The organism is Thermocatellispora tengchongensis (assembly GCF_014202315.1).
Lineage (GTDB): Bacteria > Actinomycetota > Actinomycetes > Streptosporangiales > Streptosporangiaceae > Thermocatellispora > Thermocatellispora tengchongensis.
On the sequence record NZ_JACHGN010000024.1, the window covers coordinates 170,880 to 179,882 of the forward strand.

The window sequence follows — 9,003 nt, forward strand, 5'->3', positions numbered from 1 at the left end:
GGCGTCGATGGTATCCGGGCGATCCCGGATGCGCCTCAGGGCTGCGGCGGCCGGGAGGTCTGGGTGGCGTACCTCTCCAGGACGGTGGCGATGGCGTCGGTGTTCACGTCCAAGGCGGTGTCGCTGACGTTCTCGATCGTGTCGCACGCCTTGTGGTAGCAGGAGTCGTACGGCACCCCGGCCGCGCCGCCGAAGTAGGCCGCGGCCTGCTTGCTCTTCGGCTCCTCCGCGCCGGTGAACAGCCCGCCGGCCGGGATGCCCGCCTCGACGAACGGCCCGTAGTCGGAGCGCCCGGTGAAGTCGGCCCCGATGGACTTCAGCCCGCGCGCGGCGTAGAAGTCGCGGAACGCCTTTTCGATCGCGCCCGAGCCCTCCGGCCCCGGCCCCGCGCCCACCCGGTCGGAGTCGTCGCCGTCGAACACGCCGTACATGTAGTTCTTCGAGGCGATCATGTCGAAGTTCAGGTACAGCGCGATCGCCTTGCGCGCGGCCTCGCCCAGGTGTGAGACGTAGTGCTTGGAGCCGAGCAGGCCCAGCTCCTCCGCGCCCCACCACGCGAACCGCACCTTGTTGTGCGGCTGCCCGGCCGCGGCCAGCTTCTCGGCGACCTCCAGCAGCGCCGCGCTGCCCGAGCCGTTGTCGTTGATCCCGGGCCCGACCGGCACGGAGTCCAGGTGGGCGCCCAGCATCACGACCTGGTCGGCGCGGCCCTGCGGCGTCTCGGCGATGACGTTGTAGGTGGTCCTGGTGCCCGACTCGGCGCGCACCTGCACGCGCACCCGGTCGCCGGCCAGCTTCGCCCCGGTCTTCTGCGCCACGCCCACCACCGGCACCCGGGCCACACCGGGCTTGCCGAGCGTCGCCTTCGGCACCTTGGCCTCGTTGTTCACCAGGATCACCGCGCGCGCCCCGGCGGCCTGGGCGTACCGGGTCTTGACCGAGAACTCGCAGGTGCCGCGGCGTACCAGCGCCACCTGCCCCTGGCGGAACCCGCGGTAGTCGCCGGGCTCGCAGCCGTGCTCGGCCACCCGCAGCGCCCGCCCCCGCACGTCGCCGGAGCCGGAGAACTCCACGGTGGACGCCAGGTGCCCCTCGGTGCCCGAGGTGAGGGTCGGGCGGCCGGTCTCACGGAAGTAGGGGAAGGCGAAGCGCTGCAGGGCGACCTGGTAGCCGGCCGCGCGCAGCCGCTCGGCCACGTACTCGGCGGAGCGGTCGTACCCGGCGGTGCCGGCCGCGCGGTTGCCGCCCGACGCGTCGGCGATCCGCTGCAGCGCGACCAGATGCACGCGCGCCCCGGCTCCCGACACGAGATCGGCGAGCGGGGGAGGGGATTCGACCGGTGTGGAGGTGAATGGCACGATCACCGCCGCGGCGGCGAGCAGGTGGTGTCGCATGACTCGCCAGCGTGGCACCAACGGCACCGCCGGTTCCACTATTTACGCAGGTCGGCGCGTCGCGATCAGCGGTCGTAGGGGTCCTCGCCGGCCGCGATGCGGGTCGCCGCGCCGCGCGCGTGCGCGAGCATCGCGTCGTACAGGCCGCCGCCGAAGCTGATGCGGGCCACGCCCAGCGCGGCCAGCCGGGGCAGTGTGGGCCCCTCCGGTACGCACAGGGCGTTGACCGGGGCGGGGATGCGCCGCACCAGCTCGGCGAGCACGTCCTCGTCCGGGGGCAGGATCGGGTACACGCAGTCGGCGCCCGCCGCGACGTACGCCTCGGCCCGGGACACGGCGTCGTCCACCAGCTCGTCCACCAGCTCGTCGGGCGGCGCCCCGGCCGGCCCGCGCCGGCGCAGGAAGACGTCCACCCGCGCGTTGATCACCAGCTCGGGGGCGGCGGCGCGTACGGCCGCCAGCCACTCGGCCTGCTCCTCCGCGGCCACCAGGGTGCCCTGCGGATGGGCGGTGTCCTCCAGGTTGCAGCCCACCGCGCCGGTCGCGAGCAGCCGCTCGGCGAACTCCGCGGGCGGCAGGCCGTACCCGGCTTCGGCGTCCACGGTCAGCGGCACGTCCAGCTCGCGGGCGGCGCGGGCGATCCGCTCCGCCGCGGCGAACATCTCCTCGACCGGCGCCTGCTGCCGGTCGGCGTAGCCCAGCGACGCGGCGATGCCGCTGCTCGGCGTCGCCAGCGCCGCGAACCCGGCCTCCGCGTACACACGGGCCGTTCCGGCGTCCCATACATTGGGCAGAACCAGGGGGTGACCCTGGTGGTGCAGTTCACGCAACCGCTTGGCCAGATCGTTCATGCGGGCCACGCTAGGGGCCGCCCCGGCCCTCCGGCAGGGCCACTCAGCGCCGGAAGACCCGATCCACTTCGTCGATGTGGGCGATGTTGGCCTGGTCCTCGGCCTCCGCGCTGACGGCCCCGGCGAACCAGGCGTCCAGGATCTCCTTCAGAACCTGGGCGGAGGTGAGCCGCAGGCTCAGCGCGAGGACGTTCGCGTCGTTCCACATGCGCGCGCCCTCGGCGGTGGCGGCGTCCACGCACAGCGCGGCCCTGATCCCGGGCACCTTGTTGGCCGCGATCGACGCCCCGGTCCCGGTCCAGCAGCACACCACGGCCTGGTCGGCGCGTCCCTCGGCGACGTCGCCGGCGGCCTCCGAGCACGACCACGCCCAATCCGCGCGCTCATTCGCCAGTGCACCATGCAGGATCACTGTATGGCCGCGTCTTTCCAACTCCTCGGCCACGAGAGGGGCCACTCCGTCAAGGCTGTCCGAGGCCAGTGATATACGCATGACACAGATTGTGGACACTATGGGGGAAGATCGCACGGGGGCGGCGGGGGCCTGGGCGACCACCGATGAGGTGGATTCGCCCAGGAAAGGGCAGAATCGCGGGCGGTGACGCACATCAGGGATCACAACGGGGTGGAGAACCCGATGGAGGCACAGGGGGCCGCCACGGGCGGTTCCGCGACGCCTCCGCAGTCCCCGGCCAACGGAGTCACAGCAGAAGCCGCGGAAGCGCGGGAAACCCCCCAGAAGGGGGCCGGTCAGGGCAGCACCGCGGCGGGCGTGTCGTTCGGCGACAGCGAGGGCCCGGCCGTGCTGGTCGTGGAGCCCCTGCTGCCGCAGCGGCTCAGGCGTCCCTCCGACGCGCTGCGCTTCCTCGCCACCATGCTCGCGCTGGCCGGCGTCGTGCTGCTCGCGCTGATCGCGAAGCAGACCCTCAACGGCATCGAGGCCGACGTCGAGGTGGGCACCGACCGCGCCCCGGCGCCGCTGGTGCTCATCGCCGGGTTCGTCGGCGGCGGCGCGGTGCTGATCATCCCGGTCGTGTTCGCGGTCGAGCGGGTCTTCCACCGCGACGGCCTGCGGGTCGCCGAGGGCCTGATCGCGGCGATCACGGCGGTGCTGCTGTCGTTCGCGCTCGGCGAGTGGATCATCGGCAGCGGCCCGCAGGACGTGCGCCAGCTCCTCACCGGTGGCAGGCCCGGCGTCGAGCCGCTGAACACGCTGCTCACCTCCGTCGTGGCGTACATGACGGCCGTACGCATCACGCGCCGGCCCACCTGGCGGGCGCTGATGTGGACCGCCATCGCGCTCGACGTGTTCGCCCTGTTCACCAGCGCCACCGCCACCGTGCTCGGCGTGGCCGTGAGCATCCTGGTCGGGCTCGGCGTCGGCTTCGGCACGCTCTACACCGTCGGCAGCCCCAACACCCGCCCGCCCGGCAGCGCCATGGTCGCCGCCCTGCGCCGGCTCGACTTCAAGCCGGTAAAGGCGCGCCGGATCGAGGACGACCTCCAGGGCAGCCGCCGCTACGCCGTCACCCTCGACGACGGCCGCCGCATCGACGTCACCCTCCTCGACCGCGACCGCCAGGTGGCGGGCTTCCTGTACCGGCTGTGGCGGCGCATGCTGCTCAACTCCGAGACCCGGCGCCGCGCCATCCGCTCGCTCCGCGCCGAGCTGGAGCGCGAGGCCCTGATGGCGTACGCCGCCCAGGCCGCCGGGGTGGGCACCCCCAAGCTGCTCGGGACCAGCGAGGTCGGCAGCGAGGCCGCGCTGCTCGCGTACGAGCACCTGGAGACCCGGGCGCTGGAGGACGTCCCCGACACCCAGATCACCGACGAGGTGCTGACCGCGATCTGGAAGCAGGTCCGGCTGCTCCAGGCCCAGCGGCTCGCCCATCGGCGGCTCGCCGGCGAGAGCATCCACCTCGACCAGGACGGCAACGTCGTGCTGATCGACGCGCGCAGCGGCGAGATCGCCGCCGGCGACCTGCTGCTCCGCCTCGACATCGCCCAGCTCCTCACCTGCCTGGCGCTGCGGGTCGGCGCCGAGCGCTCCGTGCGTACGGCCGCCGCCGTGCTCGGCCCCGACGCCCTCGCCGGCGCGCTGCCGCTGCTCCAGCGCATCGCCCTCACCCGGCAGACCCGGGCGGCGCTCAGCCGGCACAAGAACCTGCTCTCCGACATCCGCGAGCAGATCGTGGAGCTCAAGCCGCGCGCCGAGGTCGCCGAGGTCCGCCTCGAACGCTTCCGGCCGCGGACCATCGTCACCATCATCGGCAGCGCGCTCGCCGCGTACATCCTGCTCTCCCAGCTCACCCGGGTCGACTTCGTCCGCGTCGTCACCACGGCCGAATGGGCCTGGACCGGCCTCGCCCTGCTCGCCTCGGGCATGAGCTACCTCGCGGCGGCGCTGATGGTGCGCGGCTTCGTGCCCGAGGCGCTGCCGCTCGGCCGTACGGTCCTGGTGCAGTTCGCCGGGTCCTTCGTCAAGCTGGTCGCGCCCGCGGCCGTCAGCGGCGTCGCGATCAACACCCGCTACCTGCAAAAACGCGGCATCCCGCCGGGGCAGGCCGTCTCCAGCGTCGGCGCGTCGCAGCTCATCGGGCTGGTCTTCCACATCGCGCTGCTGATGCTGTTCGCCTACATCACCGGCTCGTCGGCGCCGTCCTCGCTAACGCCGTCGCGCGGCCTGCTCGTCGTGCTGCTGGGCGTGGCCGTGGCCATGGTGCTGCTGCTGAGCGTGCGGCCGCTGCGCCGGCTGATCACCACCCGTATGGGGGCGCTGTTCTCCGGCGTGGTGCCGCGCCTGCTGGACGTGCTCCAGTCACCGCGCAAGGTCATCGAGGCGACCGGCGGCACCCTGCTGCTCACGCTGATGTTCATCGTCTGCCTCGACGCCTGCGTACGCGCGTTCGGCGGCTCGCTCAGCTTCACCGCCGTGGCCGTGGTGTTCCTGGCCGGCAACGCCATCGGCTCCGCCGCCCCCACCCCCGGCGGGCTCGGCGCGGTGGAGGCCTCGCTGATCGCCGGCCTGACCCTGTCGGGCCAGCCGTACGAGGTCGCCACCAGCGCCGTGCTCCTGTACCGCCTGCTCACCTTCTGGCTGCCCGTGCTGCCGGGCTGGGCCTCCTTCACCTGGCTGCAGCGGCACCAGGCGATCTAGTCGGCTACTCGGTGCCGGTCACTCCGTGCGGCTGCCGGCCGGCCAGAGGTTGATCCCCGCCTCGACCGCGTCCTTGTCGATCGCGGCCAGCTCCTCCGCGGTGAAGGACAGGTTGCCCACCGCCCCCAGGCTGTCCTCCAACTGGGCCACGCTGCTCGCACCGATCAGCACCGACGTCACCCGGCTGTCGCGCAGCGCCCAGGCCAGCGCCATCTGCGCCAGCGACTGGCCGCGCGCGGACGCGATCTCGTTCAGCCTGCGCACGTGCCGCAGCCTCTCCTCGGTGAGCATGTCCCACTTGAGCGACTTGCCCTGCGCCGCCCGCGAGTCGCCCGGGATGCCGTTCAGGTAGCGGTCGGTCAGCATGCCCTGCGCCAGCGGCGAGAACGCGATGCAGCCCACGCCCTCGGCCTCCAGCGTGTCGAGCAGCCCGCCCTCGATCCACCGGTTCAGCATCGAGTACGACGGCTGGTGGATCAGCAGCGGCGTGCCCATCTCGCGCAGCAGCCTCGCGGCCTCGGCGGTCTGCTCCGGGGAGTAGGAGGAGATCCCGGCGTACAACGCCTTGCCCGACCGCACCGCCTGGTCGAGCGCGCCCATGGTCTCCTCCAGCGGCGTCTCGGGGTCGAAACGGTGGCTGTAGAAGATGTCCACATATTCCAGGCCCATCCGCGACAGCGACTGGTCCAGGCTGGCCAGCAGGTACTTGCGCGAGCCCCACTCGCCGTACGGGCCGGGCCACATGTCGTACCCGGCCTTGGTGGAGATGACCAGCTCGTCGCGGTAGCCGCGGAAGTCCTCGCGGAACAGGCGGCCGAAGTTCTTCTCCGCGGCGCCGTACGGCGGGCCGTAGTTGTTGGCCAGATCGAAGTGCGTCACGCCCAGGTCGAAGGCGCGGCGCAGGATCGCCCGCTGGGTGTCCAGCGGCTTGTCGTCGCCGAAGTTGTGCCACAGGCCGAGCGAGATCGCGGGCAGCCTCAGCCCGCTGCGCCCGCACCGGTTGTACGGCAGGTGCCCGTACCGGCCCTCGTCGGCCACGTAGGTAGACAGAATGTTCACTGCGTTCGAGTCCTGTTCGGCGATGGTCGGGGTCGGGTCAGCCCTGTACGGCCTCGGCCGGCGCCTCGTACCGGCCCGGGGCGTCCAGCCGGCCCAGCCGGTCGAGCACCCAGGCCAGCGTGAACGCCTCCTCGCGCCAGGCGTCGTACCGGCCGCTGCGTCCGCCGTGGCCCGCGCCCATCTCGGTCTTGAGCAGGAACGGCCCGCCCTGCGCGGTCGCGCGCAGCTTCGCGATCCACTTCGCCGGCTCGTGGTAGAGCACGCGGGTGTCGTTCAGGCTGGTGATCGCGAGGATCGGCGGGTAGACCCGGCCGTCCACGTTCTCGTACGGGGAGTACGACTTCATGTAGTGGTAGACGTCGGCGTTGTGCAGGGGGTCGCCCCACTCGTCCCACTCGATCACCGTCAGCGGCAGCGACGGGTCGAGGATGGTGTTCAGCGCGTCCACGAACGGCACGTTCGCCACGATCCCGGCGAACTCCTCGGGCGCCAGGTTCGCGACCGCGCCCATGAGCAGCCCGCCGGCCGATCCGCCGCGTGCGGCGATCGCGCTGGACCACCCGGCCGCCTTCAGGTGCCGCGCGCAGGCCACGAAGTCGGTGAAGGTGTTCTTCTTGCGGGTCAGCTTGCCGTCCTCGTACCAGCGGCGGCCCATCTCGCCGCCGCCGCGCACGTGCGCCACGGCGAAGATCACGCCCCGGTCGAGCAGGCTCAGCCGCGCCACCGAGAACGCCGGGTCCATGGACGCCTCGTAGCTGCCGTAGCCGTACAGCAGCGTCGGCGCGGGCCCGTCGTCGCGCGCGCCCTTGCGCATCACGATCGAGATCGGCACGCGCACGCCGTCCTCGGCCGTCGCCCAGTCGCGGTGCTGCTCGTAGTCGTCGGGGTTGTACCCGCCGAGCACCGGCCGCTGCTTGAGCAGGATCAGCTCCCGCGTCACCAGGTCGAAGTCGTAGACCGACGGCGGGGTGACCATGCTGGTGTAGCCCAGCCGCAGCCGCGAGGTGCTGAACTCCGGGTTGCCGCCGACGTCGGCGGTGTAGATCGGCTCCGGGAACGGGATCTCGTACGGCTCGCCGCCGCGCGGCAGCACCCGCACCCCGGTCAGCCCGTCACGCCGGAAGGCCACCACGAGGTGGGTGGCGAAGGCGTCCACGTCGAGCAGGCGGGTGTCCTCGCGGTGCGGGATCAGCGGAGTCCACGCGCCCGGGTCGCCGATGGGCGCCGTGGCCAGCTCGAAGTTCTCCGCGCCGTCGTTGTGCAGGATCAGGAAGCCGTCGGGGCCGTGGTCCACGCCGTACTCCACGCCGGTGACGCGCTCGCGCACCAGGGTGAACTCCCCGGACGGGTTGGCCGCGTCGAGGACGCGCACCTCACTGGTGATCTTGCTGCCGCAGCTCAGGATCAGGTACCGCTCGCTGCGGCTCAGCCCGATACCCACCCAGAACCGCTCGTCGCTCTCCTCGTAGACGAGCACGTCCTCCTCGGCGGGGGTGCCGATGACGTGCCGGAACAGCCGGTACGGCCGCCACGCCTCGTCCACGGTCGTGTAGAAGTACGTCGAGCAGTCGGCCGACCAGGCGCCGCCGTAGGAGACGTTGGGGATCTCGTCGGGCAGGGTCTCGCCGGTGACGAGATCCTTGAACCGCAGCGTGAACCGCTCGTCGCCCTTGAAGTCGGTGGAGAAGGCCAGCTTGGTGCCGTCGGGACTGACGGCCGAACCGCCCAGCGCGAAGAACTCGCTGTCGCCGGCCAGCTCGTTGCCGTCGAGCAGCACCTCCTCCCCCGGAAGCGGGCCGCCGTCGCCCATGTCGGGCGGGGTGTCGCCGTCGGCCGCGACCCGGCACTGGATCGCGTACTGCTTGCCCTCCTCGGTGCGGACGTAGTACCACCACCCGCCCTTGCGCGTGGGCACCGACAGATCCGTCTCCAGGGTGCGCCCCTTGATCTCCTGGAAGACGGTCTCCACGACCCCGTCGAGATGCGCGGTCGCCTGCTTGGTGAAGGCGTTCTCCGCCTCCAGATAGGCGATGGTGTCGGGGTCGTCCTTGTTGATCAGCCATGCGTACTCGTCCGTCACAGTGTCACCGTGATGGACCCTCTCGCTGGGAACCCTCTTCGCCACCGGTGGCGTGTCACTGCTCACGCCGCCGAGTCTATGACTAGCCCCGTCACCGGCCGTCCGCCCGAGAGTCCGGGATTCCGGCCCGAGCGCGCCCGCGAAGCTGCTAATCTTCAAGGGCCGTCGAGGTACGGCTCCACCCACCTGCTCACCGGATCTTCCGGCCGCTTTGACGCGGCCGTGATGCGAAGGTAAGTTAGAGGGGTTGCCCTGGGACCGGTAGGAGCCGGGGCGGCCGGAGTTCCCCCGGGAACCGCGATTTGACGAAAAACGCGGGAAACGGGATAGAATAACGGCACAACGAAACGAACGAAACGCCCCGGAGTTTCCGGTCGATAAACCCGGATACGATGGAGTTCGCGTCCGTTTCTTGAGAACTCAACAGTGTGCTAAAAGCCAGTGCATGATGCACAACCCCGT

General features: G+C 71.6%; 6 protein-coding genes. 1 reads left to right on the forward strand and 5 read right to left on the reverse strand.

What is annotated here, in order from left to right:
- Positions 1-35 precede the first annotated feature (35 nt).
- The 3 genes from HNP84_RS41335 to HNP84_RS41345 all read right to left on the reverse strand — a co-directional run bounded on the left by HNP84_RS41335 (position 36) and on the right by HNP84_RS41345 (position 2,738).
- Positions 36-1,394: a M20/M25/M40 family metallo-hydrolase gene (locus HNP84_RS41335; protein ID WP_185055525.1), complete on the reverse strand. Its 1,359-nt coding sequence runs from the start codon at positions 1,392-1,394 to the stop codon at positions 36-38.
- A 65-nt stretch (positions 1,395-1,459) separates the two neighbouring features.
- Complete coding sequence (locus HNP84_RS41340; RefSeq protein ID WP_185055526.1) at positions 1,460-2,245, reverse strand: isocitrate lyase/PEP mutase family protein; 786 nt, start codon at positions 2,243-2,245, stop codon at positions 1,460-1,462.
- 43 nt (positions 2,246-2,288) lie between these two features.
- Positions 2,289-2,738, reverse strand: a complete 450-nt coding sequence (locus HNP84_RS41345; RefSeq protein ID WP_185055527.1) for an RpiB/LacA/LacB family sugar-phosphate isomerase — start codon at positions 2,736-2,738, stop codon at positions 2,289-2,291.
- 105 nt (positions 2,739-2,843) lie between these two features.
- Between HNP84_RS41345 and HNP84_RS41350 the strand changes: the two genes are divergently transcribed.
- The gene (locus tag HNP84_RS41350) at positions 2,844-5,402 is read left to right on the forward strand and encodes a lysylphosphatidylglycerol synthase transmembrane domain-containing protein (RefSeq protein ID WP_312926865.1); all 2,559 of its coding nucleotides are present in this window, start codon (positions 2,844-2,846) and stop codon (positions 5,400-5,402) included.
- A gap of 18 nt (positions 5,403-5,420) precedes the next feature.
- Here the strand turns inward: HNP84_RS41350 and mgrA are convergent, their stop codons facing one another.
- Positions 5,421-6,461, reverse strand: coding sequence for an L-glyceraldehyde 3-phosphate reductase (gene mgrA / locus HNP84_RS41355; protein WP_312926866.1), 1,041 nt, complete (start codon positions 6,459-6,461; stop codon positions 5,421-5,423).
- A gap of 37 nt (positions 6,462-6,498) precedes the next feature.
- Positions 6,499-8,607, reverse strand: a complete 2,109-nt coding sequence (locus tag HNP84_RS41360) for a S9 family peptidase (protein ID WP_185055528.1) — start codon at positions 8,605-8,607, stop codon at positions 6,499-6,501.
- Positions 8,608-9,003: the final 396 nt, after the last annotated feature.